Annotated in this window: 15 protein-coding genes; 9 read left to right on the plus strand and 6 right to left on the minus strand. The window is 72.8% G+C overall.

Annotated elements, in window-relative coordinates; translation table 11 throughout:
* The first annotated feature begins 5 nt into the window (after positions 1-5).
* Both ACO229_RS22510 and ACO229_RS22515 read left to right on the plus strand, forming a co-directional pair.
* Positions 6-143, plus strand: coding sequence for a hypothetical protein (locus tag ACO229_RS22510; RefSeq protein WP_397411957.1), 138 nt, complete (start codon positions 6-8; stop codon positions 141-143).
* A gap of 346 nt (positions 144-489) precedes the next feature.
* Positions 490-1,950 carry a class-II fumarase/aspartase family protein gene (locus ACO229_RS22515; protein WP_397411955.1) on the plus strand — a complete coding sequence of 487 codons (1,461 nt, stop codon included), beginning with the start codon at positions 490-492 and terminating at the stop codon, positions 1,948-1,950.
* Positions 1,951-2,027: 77 nt separating this feature from the next.
* Here the strand turns inward: ACO229_RS22515 and ACO229_RS22520 are convergent, their stop codons facing one another.
* Complete coding sequence (locus tag ACO229_RS22520; protein ID WP_397411953.1) at positions 2,028-2,630, minus strand: ribonuclease H family protein; 603 nt, start codon at positions 2,628-2,630, stop codon at positions 2,028-2,030.
* A gap of 199 nt (positions 2,631-2,829) precedes the next feature.
* Here ACO229_RS22520 and ACO229_RS22525 point away from each other — a divergent pair, with 199 nt between their 5' ends.
* From ACO229_RS22525 to ACO229_RS22540, 4 genes are all read left to right on the plus strand, one after another.
* The gene (locus tag ACO229_RS22525; protein ID WP_397429517.1) at positions 2,830-3,987 is read left to right on the plus strand and encodes a VIT1/CCC1 family protein; all 1,158 of its coding nucleotides are present in this window, start codon (positions 2,830-2,832) and stop codon (positions 3,985-3,987) included.
* A gap of 236 nt (positions 3,988-4,223) precedes the next feature.
* A complete protein-coding gene (locus tag ACO229_RS22530) occupies positions 4,224-5,846 on the plus strand; it encodes a hypothetical protein (RefSeq protein ID WP_423462863.1) in 1,623 nt (540 codons plus the stop codon).
* 84 nt (positions 5,847-5,930) lie between these two features.
* Positions 5,931-7,184, plus strand: coding sequence for a hypothetical protein (locus ACO229_RS22535; RefSeq protein WP_423462864.1), 1,254 nt, complete (start codon positions 5,931-5,933; stop codon positions 7,182-7,184).
* Between the two features lie 317 nt (positions 7,185-7,501).
* Positions 7,502-8,803 carry an MFS transporter gene (locus ACO229_RS22540; RefSeq protein ID WP_397411947.1) on the plus strand — a complete coding sequence of 434 codons (1,302 nt, stop codon included), beginning with the start codon at positions 7,502-7,504 and terminating at the stop codon, positions 8,801-8,803.
* Positions 8,804-8,858: 55 nt separating this feature from the next.
* Here the strand turns inward: ACO229_RS22540 and ACO229_RS22545 are convergent, their stop codons facing one another.
* From ACO229_RS22545 to ACO229_RS22555, 3 genes are all read right to left on the minus strand, one after another.
* A complete protein-coding gene (locus ACO229_RS22545) occupies positions 8,859-10,304 on the minus strand; it encodes a flotillin family protein (protein WP_397429153.1) in 1,446 nt (481 codons plus the stop codon).
* An 88-nt stretch (positions 10,305-10,392) separates the two neighbouring features.
* On the minus strand, positions 10,393-10,857 hold the full coding sequence (locus tag ACO229_RS22550; protein ID WP_397429152.1) for an NfeD family protein: 465 nt from the start codon (positions 10,855-10,857) through the stop codon (positions 10,393-10,395).
* Between the two features lie 110 nt (positions 10,858-10,967).
* Positions 10,968-12,191, minus strand: a complete 1,224-nt coding sequence (locus ACO229_RS22555; RefSeq protein WP_423462865.1) for an MFS transporter — start codon at positions 12,189-12,191, stop codon at positions 10,968-10,970.
* 117 nt (positions 12,192-12,308) lie between these two features.
* Here ACO229_RS22555 and ACO229_RS22560 point away from each other — a divergent pair, with 117 nt between their 5' ends.
* Both ACO229_RS22560 and ACO229_RS22565 read left to right on the plus strand, forming a co-directional pair.
* Positions 12,309-12,617, plus strand: a complete 309-nt coding sequence (locus ACO229_RS22560) for a GNAT family N-acetyltransferase (RefSeq protein ID WP_397429150.1) — start codon at positions 12,309-12,311, stop codon at positions 12,615-12,617.
* Positions 12,618-12,953: 336 nt separating this feature from the next.
* A complete protein-coding gene (locus tag ACO229_RS22565) occupies positions 12,954-14,624 on the plus strand; it encodes a family 10 glycosylhydrolase (protein WP_423462866.1) in 1,671 nt (556 codons plus the stop codon).
* A 20-nt stretch (positions 14,625-14,644) separates the two neighbouring features.
* On the opposite strand, the gene ACO229_RS22570 is transcribed toward ACO229_RS22565, so the two are convergent.
* Positions 14,645-14,980, minus strand: a complete 336-nt coding sequence (locus ACO229_RS22570) for a rhodanese-like domain-containing protein (protein ID WP_397429148.1) — start codon at positions 14,978-14,980, stop codon at positions 14,645-14,647.
* 74 nt (positions 14,981-15,054) lie between these two features.
* On the opposite strand from ACO229_RS22570, the gene pgm reads away from it, so the two are divergent.
* A complete protein-coding gene (pgm, locus tag ACO229_RS22575) occupies positions 15,055-16,740 on the plus strand; it encodes a phosphoglucomutase (alpha-D-glucose-1,6-bisphosphate-dependent) (RefSeq protein ID WP_423462867.1) in 1,686 nt (561 codons plus the stop codon).
* A gap of 142 nt (positions 16,741-16,882) precedes the next feature.
* On the opposite strand, the gene ACO229_RS22580 is transcribed toward pgm, so the two are convergent.
* Positions 16,883-17,578: a TetR/AcrR family transcriptional regulator gene (locus tag ACO229_RS22580; protein ID WP_423462868.1), complete on the minus strand. Its 696-nt coding sequence runs from the start codon at positions 17,576-17,578 to the stop codon at positions 16,883-16,885.
* Positions 17,579-17,587: the final 9 nt, after the last annotated feature.

Consider the following 17,587-nt stretch of genomic DNA (forward strand, 5'->3'; position numbering starts at 1 on the left):
GGACCATGACGGACGCCGACGACGCTCAGTACCACTCCATCGCCAACCCGCGCCGGACCACGCTCCTGCACCGGAGCGTCCTCGACGCGTTCTCGCCGCAACGCGAGGAACGCGATGCTTCTGAGGAGACGTCCGCGGGCTGACCGCGTGACGCCCTTCCCCGCTTCGCCGAGACCGGACGCCTGCGTCCCCGGTCACCTGCTCCGTGCAGCTGACCCGGGACGTGGGCGTCCTGTCGTTCTCGGATCGTCCGCCAGGCGAGACGGTCCCAAAGTTCACCCCCTCGGTCCCGTGCGCCGGCCGGCCCCGGTGAACGGGCTGGTACGACCCCACAACGCGGGGTTCCCGGGTGTGACAGGCATCACTCGTGTTACATGGCTGAAACATTTCCGCTAGGCTGTATGCGGCTTCATCTTCCACAATTCGGTACGGCAGTGTGCCGGAGCACGACCAGTCACGTGCGGCGAAAACTGAGCGGGGAATCCAGGGATGATCAACGAATCGATTCGACACTTCACGGACGGACGCGTACCCGACGCGGGGATCGCGCACCTCTTCAGCGTCGAGAACCGATTCCAGGCGCGCCTCGACGTCGAGGCCGCGCTCGCTCTGGCCGAGGCGGAGGCCGGCCTGATCCCGGAGCCGGCGGGGGAGGCGATCGCGCAGCACGCCCAGATCGACAAGCTCGACCTCGATCGCGTCGCGGCCGAGACGGCGTCGGCCAGCCACCCCCTGATGCCGCTCATCGAGGAGTTCGCCCGGGTGGTCGGCCGGCAGCACGGCGGCTGGGTGCACTGGGGTGCCACCACGCAGAACATCACGCAGACCGCCGACGTCCTCGTCCTGCGTGACGCGCACCGCGCCATCAAGGACCTGCTCGCCAAGGTGCTGCGTGGCATGTCGAAGCAGGCGGAGGCGTCCGCGGCCGTGCCGATGGCGGGCCGCACGCACAGCCAGCACGCGGTGCCGGTCACGTTCGGCTTCAAGGTGGCCGTCTGGATCGACGAGCTCACCGCGCACACCGACCGCCTGGAGCGCCTGGAGGACAGGCTGTTCCGGGTGCTCATGGGCGGTGCGGTCGGCACGTTCGCGTCATTCGGCCCCGCCGGGCGCGAGGTCGAGCGCCGGGTCGCGAACCACCTCGGGCTGGGCACCATGCCCGTGCCGTCGCGGGCGATCAACGACGGCATCGTCGAGCTCGTGCTGACGCTCGCCCAGGTCGCGGGCACGGCCGGCAAGATCGGCAAGGACATCTACTCGATGATGCAGCCGGAGTTCGGCGAGGCGTTCGAGCCCATCCCCGAGGGCACCGTCGGCAGCTCGACCATGCCGCACAAGCGCAACCCGCAGCTCGCCCTCGACCTGCTGTCCATGAGTGCCCAGCTCCGCGCCCTTGCCGCGCCCGCACTGGAGTCCATGCAGCACGACCACGAGGCCAACGGCGGCATGACCGATCTCCTGGAGGAGACCGTCGCGCGCGCCACCGTCCTGGCCGGCGACATCCTGACCCGTCTCGACGTCATCCTCGACGGGCTGGAGCTCGACGAGCAGCGCATGCGTGCCAACCTCGCCCTGAGCGAGGGCCTGATCGGCTCGGAGTCGCTCATGATGGAGCTGGGGGAGCGCATCGGCCGGCAGAAGGCGCACGAGGTCGTGTACGAGGTGGCGCAGGAGTCCGCCGTCGGCGACGCTCCGTTCCTGGACCTGCTGGTGCGCAACGCGACGGTCAGCGCCTACTTCGACCGCGCCGAGATCAGCCGCCTGATCGACCCCCGCGCCTACCTCGGCGAGAGCGTCACGATCGCCCACGAGATGGCACAGCACGCCCGCGCCGTCGCCGACCGGCTGGAGTTCAGCGCCCGCACGGCCAAGCCCGTCCCGCTCTTCGTCCGCGAGACGGAGCCCGACACCACGACCTCCAGCCAGGACCGCGTGCTCGTAGGGCTCTAGACCGCTGAGTGCCGGGTATCTGCCCTCCTTGGTGGATCACGAGGGCGCATACCCGGCACTCGACGAGGCCGGGTAGGTCAGAACAGGGTCAGGGACTCCCAGGTGCGGCCCGTCGTGCCGACCGGGGTCGGGGCCGGTGCAGCCGGCGCCTCGGCCGGCTCCGCGGGAACGCTCCCGCCGCGCAGCTCGGCGTCGGGGATCATCCCGCCGTCCGGCACGAGCATCTCGCCGACGCCGCCCCGCCCGGCCGCCCACTCCTCGGCAGCGAAGCCGGCGAGCTGGTCGACCCGCTCGTTGTAAGGGTTGCCGACGTGGCCCCGCACCCAGTGGAACCGGACCGGTCCGGTGCGCTCCGAGACGGCCCGGTCGACGTCACGCACCAGCTCCACGTTGGGGACCGGGTCGCCGGACGGGGAGCGCCAGCCGTTGCGCTTCCATCCCTCGGACCACTCGGACACCGACCGGACGGCGTACTGCGAGCTCGACTCCACCAGGAGGGGCTCGTCGCCGGGGTGCGCCTCGATCGCGCGCAGCAGGGCCGAGAGCGCCGCGACCTGGTCGTTGCCCCGGGCAGCGCCGCCCGAGTCGAACTGACCGCCCGCGTGGTTGATCCATGCCCATCCGATCGCGCCGCCGGGCGCGGCCGACCCGTGCGTGCTGACGATGATCACGGCGTCCATTGTGCATCCTTCCGCCCGCAACCCGTGCGGGCGCCCAGGGCGTGGCGGCGCGGGTACCGGATGTCGGTGTCCCCGTCCGAGAGTTCGGGACGGCGAACCCGTCACCCCGGAGCCACGAAACCCATGGCCGCCGTTTCCTGGGCATGATGACGACGTGCCCCACGCCTCGCCCCAACCGCCCCGCCGCCCGTCCGGCAGCATGCCGACGCCCGCCGAGCGCGCGCAGGAGCAGCACCCCTCCCGGCCCCGCACCCGCGCGGACATCCGTCGGTGGCGCCGTCTGCTTGCCGACGAGCGGGCCGAGGCTGCCGTCTACCGGGACCTGGCCGGGCGCCGCACGGGTGAGGAGCGGGAGATCCTGCTTGCCCTCGCGCGGGCGGAGAAGCGGCACGAGTCGCACTGGCTCGACCTCCTGGGCCCGGACGTCGGCGCGCCGGTGCGGGGCGACCTGCGCACGCGTGCGCTCGGCTTCCTCGCCCGGCGGTTCGGCGGCGTGTTCGTGCTGGCGCTCGCCCAGCGGGCCGAGGCCCGCTCGTCCTATGCGCACGACGCCGACGCCACCGTGACGATGGCGGCCGACGAGCAGATCCACGAGGAGGTGGTGCGCGCCCTGGCCACCCGCGGTCGCAACCGGCTGTCCGGCACGTTCCGCGCGGCGGTGTTCGGCGCCAACGACGGCCTCGTGTCCAACCTCGCTCTCGTGCTCGGCATCGGCGCCTCCGGGGTGGCGACGAGCACCGTGCTGCTGTCGGGTCTGGCCGGTCTCCTGGCGGGTGCGCTCTCGATGGGCGCCGGCGAGTTCATCTCGGTGCGCTCGCAGCGCGAGCTGCTGGAGGCGTCGTCGCCGTCGCCCGACGCCGCGGCCGCGCTGCCGCACCTCGACGTCGACGCGAACGAGCTCGCGCTCGTGTACCGGGCGCGGGGCATGACCGTCGACGACGCGACCGCGCACGCCGACGCCGTGCTCGCCCGGCTCGCCGTCACGCCCGGCGACCACGGGAGCCCGCTGCTGCACCCGCAGGCGGCCGACGCCGAGCCCGTCGCCGACGGCGACGGCGACGGTGACGACCTGGAGACGCACGGCACGGCGTGGGGCGCGGCGTTCTCGTCCTTCTGCTTCTTCGCGTCGGGCGCGGTGATCCCGGTGCTGCCGTACCTGTTCGGTCTGGGCGGGCTCGCGGCGGTGGTGGTCTCCACGGCCCTCGTGGGGATCGCGCTGCTGGCGACGGGGGCGGTCGTCGGGCTGCTCTCGGGGACGTCGCCGCTCACGCGTGCCCTGCGCCAGATCGCCATCGGTCTCGGCGCGGCGGGTGTCACCTACGTGCTCGGGCTGATCTTCGGGGCCACCGTCGCCTGACTCTTGCTCGACCCGGACAAGTTCACCCATAGTGGTTCTGTGGGTGATCCGCATAGGGGTCGATCCCGTGAGATGCCCGAGATAACGCGCCTCTCCCGACATGTCGCAGTTCCTAAGCACAAAATTCTCGATCCGCAAACCGCAGGTATGCAGTTGCCGATATGCGTGACGCCGCGAAGATTTGATGCGTATACATATCTGCTGGCGGCCCGTCCGGGCCGGAGAGCGGGAGACCGATGTCGAGGGACGCGCTGACAGGCACGGGGGAGCACCTCCGTCGCCTCGTCGCGCGCGCCGCCGGGACGGTCGCACTCGGTGCCGCGGGCCTCGCGCTCGGCGTCACGCTCGCGGCACCGTCCGCCGCCGCCGAGGGCGGGCCTGCCGACTCGGTGGTCCGTGAGGCCACCGACCCCACCGCCGGCGTCCGCGGCTCCGTCCTGGGCGACACGCTGGACGCGACCGCCCGGCTCGTCACGTCGACCACCGGCCTGCTGGGCCTGACGCCCGCGCCGGACGCCGCGCCCGAGGACGCCGGGACCGTCGAGCCCGGTGACGCCGGGGCCGCGGGCACCGAGGACGCCGGAGCCGCTGCGCCCGAGGGCGCGGCGGGTGAGCCGGCCGCGGCCGGCGGGCAGGCGACGCCGCCTGCACCGGAGCCGGCCACCGACCCGTCGTCGACCGGGCAGAGCACGGCGGGGACGGGTGCCGCCGCCGAGCAGCCCGCAGGGTCCGGCGCCACGAAGCCCGCGCCGTCGGAGACGGACGCGCCCGGCACCGCCGCTCCTGAGCCGACGGACCCGGTCACGGAGACCGTCGAGGGCGCGGTGGCCGCGGTCTCCGAGGGTGTGCTGACGCCGGCGACGGAGCCGGTGCGCAGCGGGGTGACGGCGCCCCTGGGCGAGATCGTCACCTCGATCGTGGAGGAGCCCGTCACCCGCACCGCCGACGTCGTCGAGCAGGTCTCCGACCCGGTGCTGCGGCCCGTGACCGAGCAGGTCGGCACGATCCTGACCCCGGTGACCGAGCCCCTCGGCGAGCAGCTCGCTCCGGTGACGGGCGTCGTCGGGCAGATCGTCTCGCCGCTGGCGCCCGTGCTGAGCACGGTGACCGAGCCGCTGGCACCCGTGACCGACGGCCTCCTGTCCCCCGTGGCCGGGCTGCTCTCCCCGGTGACCGACGTCGTGGGCGGCGTGACCGGCCCCGTCCTGGGGGCGCTCGATCCCGTGACCGCGCCGATCACCGACGCGCTCGCCCCGGTGCTGACGCCCGTGGTCCAGGTCGTCGCCCCGGTCGGCGAGGTTCTCGAGCCGGTCGTCGAACCGCTCGACCCGATCGTGGCGCCCCTCGCTCCACTGCCCGAGGTGCTCGTGCCGGAGCTTCCGGCCGTTCCCGCGGCGCCGACCCTTCCGGCGACCGTGGTTCCTGCCGAGCTGATCGTGGAGCCCACCGAGCCGGCGTACCCGGGGTCGCTGCAGGCCTCCGGGGACGCCGCGGGTGTCGTGGTCCGGACCCCGGCAGGGGTCCAGGACGCGATGCTCGCGCCGACGGCGGCGACCGCTGCCGGCGATACCGCCGCGACGGACACCGTGAGCGTGCACGACGTCCTGACCGGGTCCGCCGCGGGCGGCCCGGGTGCGGGCCTGCCGCTCGGGGCCGGCGGAGCGGGCGCAGCGCTCGCCGCCGGCTCCGGTGGCCTCGCGAGCGGCGGCGCGTCGCAGCTCAAGCCGCTGGGCGGCGAGCCCCTGGCGATGCTCGCGGCCCTCCTGGTCTTCCGGGCCCGGGCCTGGCGCGTCTCGGTGGACGAGTCGCGCGCCAAGCTGTCCAGCAGCTACACGGACATCCCTGTCTCTCCTGCCTGACCTGGGTGGACCGCGCCGACGCGTGCGGTACCACCCGACGGCGGCTCTGCCGTCGGTTCCAGGACAGGCAAGGAGAGACCCCCCATGGACACATTCATCCGACGCGCCCTGTGCACGGCACTCGTCGCGGGCGGCCTCGTCGTCGTCGGCGCGTCCGCCGCGTACGCCGCGGCCGGCGAGCGGCCGGACCCGGCGCGCCCCGAGACGGTAGCCGCTGCGGAGGCGCACGCCGGCGGCACGGATGCTGCTGGTGCGGACGCTGCTGCTGGTGCGGATGCTGCTGGTGCGGATGCTGCTGGTGCGGACGCTGCTGGTGCGGCCGTCGTGAGCCTCGATGACGCGGCCGGCGGTGCGACGCAGGGAGACGGGCAGCGCGGAGTCGTGGGCGGGCTCGTGGAGAACCTCGTGGGACGCGAGGGTGTCGTCGGGTCGCTCGTCGAGGGCGATGTCGCCGGTGTCGTCGAGGGCGCGCTGGGGGAGGGCGGCCTGGTCGACGATCTGCTGACGGGCGTGCCGTCGCCGGGCGTCGAGGAGCCGGGCGAGGAGCCGGGAACCGGCGAGCCCGGTACGGAGGAGCCCGGTACGGAGGAGCCCGGAACGGAGGAGCCCGGAACAGGCTGGCCGGGAGTCGGGGAGCCGGGAACCGGCCCGGGTACCGAGGAACCTGGGACGGAAGAACCCGGCACCGAGGAGCCCGGTACGGAGGAGCCCGGTACGGAGGAGCCCAGCACCGAGGAGCCCGGCACCGAGCACCCGGGCGGCCACGGTCCGGGAACTGGACGGCCCGGGGACGGCGAGGGCGACCACGCGCCGGGATCCCCTGGCAGCAGCACGGACCGTCCCGGCAGCGACCGTCCGGACACCGACCGTCCCGACGGCCGCCCGGGGACGCACGGCGTCGACCCGGCCGCCGGGAACCCGGGCGAGGTGGAGCTCACGACGGTGCTTCCCGTGGAGCCCGGGCACGGCATGACCAGCCCGAGCGCACCGGTGGCCGGTGACAGCACGATGCCCGCCGTGACCCCGGTGGCCGTGCCCGTCGCAGCTCGTGAGCTGCCCGAGGGCAGCGTCGACCTGCGCTGGGGCGACGGGCGGCCGGTTCGTGACTCCCGGTCGTACGACACGAACATCCTGCCGGGCGGTCTGACCGGCGGGTTCCTGGGCACGACGGTCGAACCGGTGCCCGAGGCCGAGCCGGAGCCCGAGAACGAGGCGGAGCCGGTGCGTGTGCCCGGTGACACGACCGTTCGGACGGGCCACATGTTTACGGGGCAGCTCTCGCTGATCTCGCTCCTGCTGGGGCTGGGGATCGCGGTGCTCCGCACACGTCGCCGTTGAGGTGTGGTCACTGACCACACCATGACGGACGACAACGATCCGGGCCCGGCCCTCGGTCATGAGGCACCACGGTGACTCGCGACCGAGGACCGACCCAGGCCCGGGTCGGCAGGTTCGTAGGGTCGGGGCGCCGCTGGGGGGCGCCCCGGTCCGCGGACCGGAACTGAACGGAGCGGGAGCTCAGGTCATCGGGGGGTGACCTGGGCTCCCGCTCCGCTGTTCGCGTGCTGTCCACCCGCTCGCGGGCGTCGTGGGAGGCGCACGTCACACGGACGGCCCCGGACACTCCCGCGACCGGGGCCTACGATCGGAGCACTATGCGCCACCTGCTCGCCGACACCACGCCCCTGAAGGTGTCGGCGGACTACCGGCGGCTCTGGGTGGGCCTGTCGATCTCGAACATCGGCACGCAGGTGACCATCGTCGCGGTGGGCCTGCAGATCTACGCGCTGACCGGTTCCACGCTCGCCGTCGGCGTGCTGGGCCTCTTCTCGCTGGTCCCGCTCGTGGCCCTCGGCTTGTACGGCGGCGCGCTCGTGGACCACTACGACCGCCGCAAGGTGTCGCTCGTGTCCTCGCTCGTGCTGTGGGTCGTCGTGGCCGGCATCGCGGCGCAGGCCTGGCTGCGCCTGGAGTCGGTCCCGCTGCTCTACGCGCTGGTCGCGGTGCAGAGCGCGGCCTTCGCGATCAACAACCCGGCCCGGTCGGCGATCATCCCGCGGCTGCTCCCCAAGGAGCTCATGCCGGCGGCCAACGCACTCGCCACCCTCTCGATGAACGTCGCGCTGACCGGCGGCCCGCTGATCGGTGCCCTCCTGGTGGCCCGGCTCGGGTATGCCTGGGCGTACACGCTGGACATGGTGCTGTTCCTCGCCGCCCTGTGGGCCGTGTTCCGGCTTCCGCCGGTGCTCCCCGAGGGGGCGGCGGGCGGTGGACCCGGACGTGCCCGGGTGGGCGCCGTCGGGCTGCGCTCCGTCCTGGACGGCCTGCGGTATCTCGCGACCCAGCCGAACGTGCGCGCCACGTTCCTCGTCGACATCTGCGCGATGGTGCTCGCCTTCCCGCGCGTGCTGTGGCCCGCGGCAGGCGTGATCTACCTGGGCGGCGGCGAGTCGACCACCGGTGTGCTCGCCGCGGCCTTCGCCGTCGGCGGCGTGCTCGCGAGCGTCTTCTCCGGCGGGCTGACCCGCATGCGCAAGCAGGGGCAGGTGATCGTCTGGGCCATCACCGCGTGGGGACTGTCGATCGCGGCCTTCGGGCTGGTGCTCGTCCTGGTGGGCAGGGACTCGCCGGACGGGGCGATCGTCTGGGCGGTGGTCGCGGCCGGGATCGCGCTCGCGTTCGCGGGCGGGTCGGACAGCATCTCGTCGGTGTTCCGGCAGAGCATCCTGCAGACCGCCACGCCGGACCACATGCGCGGCCGGCTCCAGGGCGTGTTCATCGTGGTCGTGGCCGGTGGCCCGCGACTGGGCGAGATGGTGCTCGGCGCGGAGGCCACGTGGTTCGGCGAGGGCTGGGCGGCCGTCGTCGGTGGCCTGACGTGCGTCGTGCTGCTCTGGCTGATCGTCCGGCTGACGCCACGCTTCTGGCGGTACGACGCCCGCCACCCGGAACCCTGACCCGAGGTGCCGGACGCCGCGGTGCGACCCGGGCGTCCGGCACGTCGGGACCCGGTCAGTTGGCCGACGACGAGTTCCCGTCGGCCTTCGCGGCCAGGCTGGTGACGAGCTGGTTGATGTCCACGCCCGTGAGCTGCTTGATGACGCCCTGCCCCTCGCCGAGCACCGACGCCACGTTCTTGGTGACGGCGGAGGCGCCGTCCGTCGAGACCACCGTCATGCCCTGGATCGCGCTGATGGGCTCGGCGGCGGCACGGACGATCTCGGGCAGCCGCTCGATGAGCTCCTGCGTCAGGGCCGCCTCGCCGTACTTGCGCAGGGCCTCGGCCTTGGCGTCCGTGGCGGCGGCCTCGGCCAGACCCTCGGCCTCGACGGCGGCGGCGCGGGCACGGCCCTCGGCCTCGATGCCCGCGGCGAGCGCGACCTGCCGGTCCCGCTCCGCCTCACCGGCGCGACGCACGGCCTCGGCGGCGGCCTCGGCGTCCTGCAGCGCGGCGGTCTTGTTCGCCTGCGCGATCGTGGTGCGCTTGAAGGCCTCGGCCTCGGTGGCCGCGTTGTCGGCGTCGCGGCGTGCGTTGGCCCCCTGGACCTCGGCGTAGGCCCGCGCCTCGGCCGGCTTGCGCACCTCGATGTCGAGCCGCTCCTGCTCCACGCGGGCCTTCTCGGCCATCGCCTCGCGCTCCTGCTGCGCCACCAGGCGGTCCTGCTCGGCGCGGGCGAGCTGGCCGGCCGCCTCCGCCTCGGCGTTCGCCCGGTCCGTCTCGGCCTTGATGGTGGCCTTCTTGAGGTCGAGCGCCTTCTGCCGCTCGGCGATCTGCTCGGCGGCATCGATCACCGCGAACTCGGAGGCACGCTTGGCCTCGGCCTCCGACACCTCGGCGAGCTGCCGCGCGTTGGCGGCCTCGGCCCGGCCGAGGTTCGCCAGGTAGTCCGAGCCGGGCGTCGAGATGTCCGAGATGTTGAGCAGGTCGACCTGCAGACCCTGCTCCGACAGGTCCGTCTTGGTGGACTGCACCACGCGGTCGGACAGGCCCTTGCGGTCCGAGATGATCTGCTCGATCGTCATGTCACCGACGATGGAGCGCAGCGAACCCTCCAGCGACTCCTTGATGATCTCGGTCAGCAGGTGCTGCTGGGACAGGAAGCGCTGCGCGGCGCGCCGCACGCCCTCCTCGTCGCCGCGGACCTTGAAGTTGATCGAGGCCTTGATCGCGATCTTGATGCGGTTCTTGTCCACGCCCTCGACCGTGATGCCGATCTGGCGCTGCTCCAGGGAGATGGCGAAACCCTGCTGCAGCACGGGCCACACGAACGCCCGGCCGCCGACGACGACACGCTGGCTCGCGGTCTGCGCCTCGGACTTCCCGGCGCCGCGGCCCACCACGATGAGCGCCTCGTTGGGCGGCACCCTGCGGATGCGGCTCGCGACGAACGCGAGGATGAGGAAGACGGCGAGGACGGCCGCCGCGACGGCGACGATCCCGATGAGTTGACCGGTCATATCGGCTCCTGGGGTGGGGTGAACCGACCGGGCCGACGAGCGGTCCCGGCCGGCGGTGAACAGAGGTGGGGACCGCGACGACGCGCGCTCAGCGCGGTACGGGCTCGACCTTGACGCGTGCGCCGTGCTGCTCGACGACGACGACCCGGGTGCCCTGCGGGATCGGTTCGTCGGAGAACGCGAGCCGGGTCTCCAGCTCCGTGGCGGCATCGAGGGAGACCTCGCCGTGTCCGCGGTCGACGTCGGAGGTCACGCTGCCGTGCGTGCCGACCAGGGAGACCGGGGTGCCGTCCTCGCCGGCCTTGAGCCGCTTGATCAGCACGTTGACGAGGATGATCACGAGGACGGCGACCACCAGGCCTGCCGGGTAGGCGACCCAGGCGGGCAGCCCGGAGGACAGGATCACCGTGCCGGTCGCGCCGAAGAGCAGGGCACCTGACCCGAGCGACGTGCCGGAGACGGCACCGTCGGCCAGGTCGAAGAAGTCACCGAGCAGCAGAGACGTGAGTGCGAGCGCGAGTCCCAGCAAGCCGATGACGATGAAGACGAGCATGCGCGTCCGTTCCTGAAGTTTCTGGAAGTTGCCTGCAAGTTATCAGGAACTCGTATGCCACCTGCTGAACAACCGGGTGAACTTCTGTCGTGTCGGGCCTCGCGTGCGAACTACTCCCGTGCAGCCGACTGGCGCCGCAGGGTGCCGCTCGCGGCCAGCGTCAGCAGCGCGGCGAACCACGCGGCGCCGACGGGGACGAGGAACCCTGCGTCGGCCCCGGCGGCGTCCACCCGCAGCCCGGCGAACGACGCGCCGAGCGAGGCGCCGATGCCGATCGAGGTACCCACCCAGGTGAGCGCCTCGGTCAGCTGATGTCTGCCCACCATGTCCTGCACGAGCCCGTTGCCCGTGATGACCGTGGGGGCGATGGCGAGCCCGGCCACGAACATCACGGCGGCCAGCGTCCACAGGGAGTTCGCCAGCAGGAAGAGGGACACGCCTGGTCCGAGCGCCACCATCCCGATGACGAACCGGCGGACGGCCGGGCTGGTGAAGTGCCGGGCCCCGTAGACGAGGCCGGCGACCATCGACCCGAGCGCGAACACCGCGAGCACGACGCCGGAGGCGCCCTTGCTCCCCAGCTCCTCGGCGAACGCGACGGTGACGACCTCCATGGAGCCGAAGATGACGCCCATGGCCACGAAGACGAGGACCAGCACCGGCATGCCCGGGACGAGGACCACGGGGCGGCTGCGCACCTCGGCGCCGGGCGTCACGACAGCCGGCTCGGTGGCGCGCTGCACGACGAACAGCAGCCCGCCCACGGCCGCCGCGATCCCGGCCACCACCAGGGCGGACGGTGCCGCCACGGCGGTGGCGAGCGTCGTGGCGAGCACCGGTCCGACGATGTAGACCAGCTCGTCGACGGACGACTCCAGCGAATAGGCGGTGTGCAGGCGGCGCGGGTCGTCGAGCACGCCGTTCCAGCGGGCCCGGACCATGGAGCCGTAGGACCCCTGGCTCCCGCCGGCGATCGCGGCGAAGGGCCAGAGCACCCACTCCGGGGCGCCCAGCACCGCGGCGGTGACGAGGCCGCCCAGCCCCGCGACGGAGACCAGCAGGGCCGGCAGCAGGACGCGCCGCTGACCGTGCCGGTCCACCCAGCGTGCGATCTGCGGGGCGAGGAATGCCTGCGCGAGCCCGAGCACCGCGGCTACTCGACCCGCCATCGCATAGCTGTCGTAGAGCCCCTGCACCATGAGCACGGCGCCGATCCCGACCATCGACATCGGCAGGCGGGCGAGCGCGCCCGCCGTGGAGAACTTCAGCGCGCCGGGCGTGCGGAGCACGGCCAGGTACGGGTTGGTGCGGGGTGTTACGACGGTCTCGGGCACGGGTCGAGTGTCGCACCGACCACTGACACGGCCCTCGTCTTTTCGGTGCGCGCGGCCGCGGGCCCGTGGGACGTGTGCGGTGGCCTCCGGTGGCGCGGAGGCCTCACGATGGTGCCCATGACCGACGAACCGCAGGTGACGGTGACCGACAACCCCGAGGAGTCCCGCTTCGAGCTGACGGTCGACGGCACGCTCGCCGGCTTCGCCGTCTACGAGAACCAGCCGGGCGTCGTCGTGTTCCTGCACACCGAGGTGTTCGAGGAGTACGAGGGGCGGGGCCTGGCGGGTCGGCTCGCGAAGTCTGCGCTGGAGGCCGCGCGTGAGGCCGGCCGCAAGGTCGTGCCGCTGTGCCCGTACATCCGGGCCTACATGCGTCAGCACGCACCGGACTACGACGACCTGCTCCAGGGTCCCCTCGCCTCCTGACCTGGGCCGGCCCCGCCGCCGCATCGTGAAAATAGATTCCACAACTGTGATTGCTCTGCAACTTCACATCCGACGCGACTTGTGCGAGAGTTTCTCCACGGCGTCGCCCGGCGGCATTGTTCATCACTCGTGATCGAGCAGTGCGCCGATCGACGCCGGCCAACGTCGTAGGGGCTCTGCCCTGTCTGGCACGCCCGCACGGTCCCCGGACCGTACGGGTCAGCAGTGGGTCCACAACAACAGACACAACAACAGAGCAGCACGGCACAGCCCCCAGCAGACAGCACCGGAGGTCGAGAGCACGTGAGGCACCCTGCCCGCCATGAGGCGACACCCATGCCCGCCTACGCGCGCACGAGGTCGCTTCCACCGGGCGGCGCCCCGCGAGGCGCGATGGCCGGCCTGGGCCGCCGCGAGTTCCTCACCATGGCCGCGGCGGGCACCGCGGCCGCCGCGATCAGCGTCACCATCGCCGCGCTCGACCCCGCCGCTGCGCTCGGCGCCACCGCGATGACGGGTAACGCGACGCCCGAACCGCCGTCGGCCCTGAACCTGAAGCGCGAGCTGCGTGCCATGTGGATCGCGTCGGTCGCGAACATCGACTGGCCGTCCGCGAGCGGCCTCGACCCCGCCACGCAGCAGGCCGAGTTCCTGCGCTACCTGGACGTGGCGCAGGAGAACCGGTTGAACGCGGTGTTCGTCCAGGTGCGCCCGACGGCCGACGCCCTCTGGGACAGCCCGCACGAGCCGTGGTCGCAGTACCTGACCGGTACCCAGGGGCAGGACCCGGGCTACGACCCGCTCGCGTTCATGGTCGAGGAGGCGCACAAGCGCAACATCGAGCTGCACGCGTGGTTCAACCCCTACCGCGTCTCGATGCAGGCCGACCTCGCCCAGCTCGTCGCCGAGCACCCTGCGCGGCAGCACCCGGACTGGGTGTGGGCCTACGGCGGCCGGCTCTACTTCGACCCGGGCGTGCCCGAGGCGCAGGAGCACATCCAGCGGGCGATCCTGCACGCGGTCGAGAACTACGACATCGACGGCGTGCACTTCGACGACTACTTCTACCCGTACCCCGTGGTCGGGCAGGAGCTGCCCGACACGGCCACGTACGAGGAGCACGGCGCGGGCTTCGACACCATCGAGGACTGGCGGCGCGGGAACGTCGACCGCTTCGTCGAGACGATGAGCGTGCGGATCAAGACGGTCAAGCCCTGGGTGAAGTTCGGGATCAGCCCGTTCGGCATCTGGCGCAACGCCTCGACGGACCCGCTCGGCTCGGACACGGCCGGCTCGCAGTCGTACGACGACCAGTACGCCGACACCCGCAAGTGGGTCCTGGAGGGCTGGCTCGACTACGTCAACCCGCAGATCTACTGGCAGATCGGCCTGGCCGTCGCGGACTACGCGGCCCTCGTCCCGTGGTGGGCCGAGGTCGCGGCCGCGTCGGGCACCCAGCTGTACGTGGGGGAGGGCCTGTACAAGATGACGAGCGGGGTGTTCACCGACCCCGAGGAGCTGACCAACCACCTCGACCTGTGCCGCGAGGTCAGCCGGGACGTCGGCCCGGTGCACGGGAACGTCTACTACTCGGCCGTGCACGTCCCCGCCGACCCGCAGGGCGGGATGTCACGCGTGGTGGCCGACCACTACCAGCACCCGGCGCTGATCCCGCCGATGCCGCACCTGCCCGCCGACCCCGTGGTCAGCCCGGTCCTCGCGAACACCCGCCGGGTCGAGGGCGGCGTCCGCGTCCATGTCGCCGACCTCGGTGCCAGGACCGCCCGCGCCACCTCGTTCGCGGTGTACCGCGCGACGGGGGTCACCGGCGCCGTCGACGTCGACGACCCGGCGAACCTGGTCGGCACGTTCCGGTCCGGGAGCGGGCGCATCCAGTCGTGGCTCGACACCACCGCCGTGGCCGGCACGCCGTACACCTATGTGGTCACCGCGCTGGACCGGGTCTGGAACGAGAGCGGGCCCAGCCGGCCGCGCGTCGTCAGGTAGCTGCCGCCGTCAGGTGGCGGTCAGCGTTCGACGGGCAGTCCGGCGCCCGTCCAGGCGACGATGCCGCCGTCGAGGTTGGTCGCCTCGAGCCCGGCCGCCTCGTTGAGCCACTGGGTGGCCCGTGCCGAACGGCCGCCCGAGTGGCACATGACCAGGATGGGGGCGTCCGCGTCGAGCTCGCCGAACCGGGCAGGCAGGTCGCCGAGCGGGATGTGCACCGCGCCGGGGGCATGGCCGGCGTCCCACTCGTCCTGTTCACGGACGTCGAGGAGCGTCGTCCCGTCGGGGACGGGGGTGGCGGGGTCGAGCTCGCCGGGGTGGACCGCGGGGACCTCGGGCTGCATGGGCGGGAACATGCCGTCAGCCTACGACGACGACGCGACCCGTCCGACGGCGACGCACGCGCCCGGTACCTGGCAGTATCGGCTGCATGGATGCGCGTGCCGGAACCCCCGCCCAGCCCAGCGACCTGATCGACGTCGACCAGGTGGTCGGCGCCTACTACGACCTCTCCCCGGACCCGGACGACCCTGGCCAGCAGGTCGTCTTCGGCACGTCCGGTCACCGCGGTTCGAGCCTGGACCATGCCTTCAACGAGGCGCACATCGTCGCGATCACCGCGGCGATCGTGGAGTACCGGCGCGGCCAGGGCACCGACGGTCCCCTCTTCATCGGGCGGGACACGCACGCGCTGTCCCGGCCGGCCTGGCAGACGGCGCTCGAGGTGCTCGCCGCGGCCGACGTCGACGTCATGGTCGACGCGCGCGACTCGTGGACGCCGACGCCCGCCGTCAGCCAGTCGATCCTGCTGCACAACCAGACGCGGTTCGCGGAGGGGACGCCGGGCCTGGCGGCCCCGGGGGCCGGCCTGGCGGACGGGATCGTCGTGACGCCGTCGCACAACCCGCCTCGTGACGGCGGCTTCAAGTACAACCCGCCGCACGGCGGCCCCGCCGGCTCCGACGCGACCGGGTGGATCGCCGACCGGGCGAACGAGATCCTCCGGACCGGCGTCGGGCAGGTGAAGCGGGTGTCGCTCCAGGACGCGCTCGCCGCGGACCGGACACACCGACACGACTACCTGTCGAGCTACGTGGACGACCTCGCAGGCGTGCTCGACCTCGACGCGATCCGGGCGTCCGGCGTGCGGATCGGGGCCGACCCGCTGGGCGGGGCGTCCGTCGAGTACTGGGGCGAGATCGCGGAGCGGTACGACCTCGACCTGACCGTCGTCAACCCGCAGGTCGACCCGCGCTGGTCCTTCATGACCCTCGACTGGGACGGCAAGATCCGCATGGACTGCAGCTCGCCGTACGCCATGGCCTCCCTGGTCGAGAAGATGACGGGGCCCGACGGCGGCGCGCCGTTCGACATCGCCACCGGGAACGACGCCGACTCGGACCGGCACGGGATCGTCACAGCCGACGGTCTGATGAACCCCAACCACTTCCTCGCCGTGGCCATCGAGTACCTGTTCGGCGGGGCGCGCCCGAGCTGGCCCACCGGTGCGGCCATCGGCAAGACGCTGGTGTCGTCGGCGCTCATCGACCGCGTCGCCGCGGGGCTCGACCGGCGGCTGGTCGAGGTGCCGGTCGGGTTCAAGTGGTTCGTGCCCGGCCTGCTCTCGGGCGAGGTCGGGTTCGGCGGCGAGGAGTCGGCGGGCGCCTCGTTCCTGCGCAAGGACGGGCGCGTCTGGTCGACCGACAAGGACGGGATCCTGCTCGCGCTGCTCGCCTCGGAGATCCTGGCGACCACGGGGCGGTCCCCGTCCGAGCACCACGCGGCGCAGGTGGAGCGGCACGGGCAGAGCTGGTACGCCCGCGTCGACGCCGCCGCGACGCGCGAGCAGAAGGCACGGCTCGCCGCGCTGTCGCCGTCCGACGTCACGTCCACGACGCTGGCCGGGCAGGACATCACGGCCACGCTCACCGAGGCCCCCGGCAACGGCGCGAAGATCGGCGGCCTCAAGGTGACGACGGCCGACGCGTGGTTCGCCGCGCGGCCGAGCGGCACCGAGGACGTCTACAAGATCTATGCGGAGTCGTTCGTCTCCGCGGACCACCTCGCCGAGGTGCAGGACGCCGCGAAGGCGCTGGTCGGGGAGGCGCTCGCCTGACGCTACGGTCCGCAGCCCGGCGCCGGGCGTGCGGTTCGGTCGTCTGGACCGAGATCGGTCGTTCCTCGGGCCGATCTCGGTGCAGACGACCGAGGACGCGGGCCGGAACGGGCGCCAGGCCAGGGCACGGGTGACCCCGAGGTCAGCGCGTGCTGGCGACCAGCAGGTTGGCGAGCTGGGTCAGCACCTCGGACCGGGCGGCGACGTCGCCGTCCTGCACCTCGGGGTTCGCGATCATCGAGGCGCGCATGGACGACTCGTAGGTGCCGAGCAGCAGGTCGACGGCCGTGTCCTGGTCGATCGTGAACCGGAGGCCGAGGTTCGCGAGGATCCGCTCGATCGCAGCCCCGCACTCCCGGCGGAGCGCCTGCTCCTGGGCCAGGAAGGGCGCCCCGACCGTCGGGTCGCGCATCGCGAGCAGCTCGAGCTCGGCGCGCATCAGCGCCCAGGTCCGGGCCTGCCCGGGGTCGGTGACCACCACCGAGAGGATCGCGCGGACGGCCGTGTGGTCCACGGAGCCGTCGCGCACGACGTCGGGCTGCAGGTCCTCGACGACGGTCTCCAGCGCGGCGAGCTGACGGCGCTGCGCCCGCTCGGCCAGCGCCAGGAACAGCTCCTCCTTGCTGCTGAAGTTCGAGTAGAAGGCGCCACGGGTGAAGCCCGCGGCCTCGCACACCGCCTCGATCGAGGCGCCGTGGATGCCGTGCTGGGCGAAGACCGTGAAGGCCGCGTCGAGCAGACGCTCGCGGGTGCGCTCACGCCGGGGGGAGAGGGCAGAGGCGAAAGCGCGCTCGGCGGACGACCCGGACCCGGCGTCGGTGGCGGGTTCAGTGGTCACGGAGTTCTC

Source organism: Promicromonospora sp. MS192, assembly GCF_049532985.1.
Lineage (GTDB): Bacteria > Actinomycetota > Actinomycetes > Actinomycetales > Cellulomonadaceae > Promicromonospora.

What these genes read in the sequence shown, in the direction of transcription:
- ACO229_RS22510 (WP_397411957.1), top strand. Translation starts at nt 6, where the DNA reads ATGACGGACGCCGACGACGCTCAGTACCACTCCATCGCCAACCCGCGC.
- ACO229_RS22515 (WP_397411955.1), top strand. Translation starts at nt 490, where the DNA reads ATGATCAACGAATCGATTCGACACTTCACGGACGGACGCGTACCCGAC.
- ACO229_RS22520 (WP_397411953.1), bottom strand. Translation starts at nt 2,630, where the DNA reads ATGGACGCCGTGATCATCGTCAGCACGCACGGGTCGGCCGCGCCCGGC.
- ACO229_RS22525 (WP_397429517.1), top strand. Translation starts at nt 2,830, where the DNA reads ATGCCGACGCCCGCCGAGCGCGCGCAGGAGCAGCACCCCTCCCGGCCC.
- ACO229_RS22530 (WP_423462863.1), top strand. Translation starts at nt 4,224, where the DNA reads ATGTCGAGGGACGCGCTGACAGGCACGGGGGAGCACCTCCGTCGCCTC.
- ACO229_RS22535 (WP_423462864.1), top strand. Translation starts at nt 5,931, where the DNA reads ATGGACACATTCATCCGACGCGCCCTGTGCACGGCACTCGTCGCGGGC.
- ACO229_RS22540 (WP_397411947.1), top strand. Translation starts at nt 7,502, where the DNA reads ATGCGCCACCTGCTCGCCGACACCACGCCCCTGAAGGTGTCGGCGGAC.
- ACO229_RS22545 (WP_397429153.1), bottom strand. Translation starts at nt 10,304, where the DNA reads ATGACCGGTCAACTCATCGGGATCGTCGCCGTCGCGGCGGCCGTCCTC.
- ACO229_RS22550 (WP_397429152.1), bottom strand. Translation starts at nt 10,857, where the DNA reads ATGCTCGTCTTCATCGTCATCGGCTTGCTGGGACTCGCGCTCGCACTC.
- ACO229_RS22560 (WP_397429150.1), top strand. Translation starts at nt 12,309, where the DNA reads ATGACCGACGAACCGCAGGTGACGGTGACCGACAACCCCGAGGAGTCC.
- ACO229_RS22565 (WP_423462866.1), top strand. Translation starts at nt 12,954, where the DNA reads ATGCCCGCCTACGCGCGCACGAGGTCGCTTCCACCGGGCGGCGCCCCG.
- ACO229_RS22570 (WP_397429148.1), bottom strand. Translation starts at nt 14,980, where the DNA reads ATGTTCCCGCCCATGCAGCCCGAGGTCCCCGCGGTCCACCCCGGCGAG.
- pgm (WP_423462867.1), top strand. Translation starts at nt 15,055, where the DNA reads ATGGATGCGCGTGCCGGAACCCCCGCCCAGCCCAGCGACCTGATCGAC.